Origin of the sequence: Coprococcus sp. AM14-16 (genome assembly GCF_003434675.1) — a bacterium.
In the GTDB taxonomy this organism is placed as follows: Bacteria; Bacillota; Clostridia; order Lachnospirales; family Lachnospiraceae; genus Coprococcus; species Coprococcus aceti.
In genome coordinates this window covers 1-1,643 of sequence record NZ_QTLL01000011.1, presented here as the reverse complement: position 1 = coordinate 1,643, position 1,643 = coordinate 1, and the positions used below count along the sequence as shown (strand labels likewise).

The window sequence follows — 1,643 nt, the reverse complement described above, 5'->3', positions numbered from 1 at the left end:
AAATTCCAGTTTTTGAAACTGAGAAATCGGAATTTGTGAGGGAAAGAAATGAAGAAAAATACTCCAAGCGATGATGAAATAAAGAATTATAGCCATAAGAAGATGACATTGCCATTGATGGAACATGCTTCTGAAGAAATGAAGGAACCTGTATGGAAGCTTGTTAAAAAGTTAGCGTCTTATGCTCGTGTACCGGGCGCTATGTCAGATTTTAAGAAAATGGCGGTGTTCGCTGAGGATGATGCAATTGTCGATGTAGTTCTGGATACATTACAGGATATGAAATATCCTTTTAAAAACACAGATTTTATACCGGATATCATGGGCTATTATTACTCGATTGCATTGATTTCGCAAAGCATGCATAGAAGGGAAGAAACGATTAAGCTGTTCAATGAGCTTGTTGATTATGCAATCAGTATTAAATCTAACAGCGCATTGCCACTTGCGAGAAATATGGATGTTTTGTCAAAGGAATATCCCGATCTGTCAGATTTATTTGAAAAAGCAAAGACTATCTATAGATTTGATGCAATAGATAGTATAAAAGAAAGGGTGCCTATACAGGTCAATAAGCTTTATCACGATTATACAAATGCAGATAAAATAGAAGCAGAATACATTAATGTTGAAAATCCTGAGGATGGTAAGGTTTTTGTCGAAGTGGATGAAAATGGATATGTCGTAAGAATAGTAGAAAAGGGGAAAAACATTTATACAAAGATATTTAAACATTATAGCTATGACATGATTAATTATGCGATAGTCAGAGATGTTTTGTTGAGAAAACACATGGAAGAAATGCGAATCAATGATATTGCGGATGCAAGAGTTGTCGAAGCTACGAGAACGGATCTTAAGAAACTGTATAGTGATATTGAGATATCTGTAAATAATAAGGAGTTTGCATATATATTAGATGGGCATGAAAAATTCAATAATACTGATTTACCGAAGGATGTCCAAGACTTTCTGGAAGAAATATATAATGATGAAGACTTGAAAGATGCATTTTTCGATTGTGATATTGAAATCTATGATGAGGCATGGGTTAAGGATCTTGAGGAGGATGATTCGTGGTTTGAAGATCTTATGGGATCGGGAGAATCCAGTTATAAGAATATTAAACCGTTTGCACGTGACGGCTTAGGTGGATTATGGGTAGTGTTAGATGATGAAATGATCGGATATATCGGTACAGAGGGCGAATGTGGAATCATAGCCCGCAATATAAATGAGTTCATGAATATTGTTGCGGTACAGAGAGGATATATAGATGATTTCTGTAATGCTGATATATTAAAATCTGTGGATGCATTTATAGAGGAATATGAAGAACCTCGTGATTCAGATTATAATAGGGAATTTAATAGATTTATAAAGAAGCATGGTTTTACTAAAGATTTAAAGAAAATATATGAATATATTATAAAAGGAGTCACAATAAAACCGTTTTTCCAAGTTGTCGCTACAGATGATGAATATGAAGATTCCTACTCAATACTTGGAAGCGATGATGGACAAGAAGCATTGGAGTCTCTTATAGAGATGCTTGAATAAGTTTGGGTTATTTCCTGTTTTAGGTGGAAAGTTGTAAAATAACTCGATAACTTCCAGTTTTTGAAACTGAGAAATCGGAATTT

General features: G+C 34.2%; 1 protein-coding gene. It reads left to right on the top strand.

The annotated features are described in order from the left end of the window. Positions 1-48 precede the first annotated feature (48 nt). Positions 49-1,560, top strand: coding sequence for an SMI1/KNR4 family protein (locus DW159_RS13565; RefSeq protein WP_117551463.1), 1,512 nt, complete (start codon positions 49-51; stop codon positions 1,558-1,560). The last annotated feature ends 83 nt before the right edge of the window (positions 1,561-1,643 follow it).

Bases quoted from the DNA above. Each gene is read 5' to 3' on its own strand.
- DW159_RS13565 (WP_117551463.1), top strand. From the start codon at position 49: ATGAAGAAAAATACTCCAAGCGATGATGAAATAAAGAATTATAGCCAT.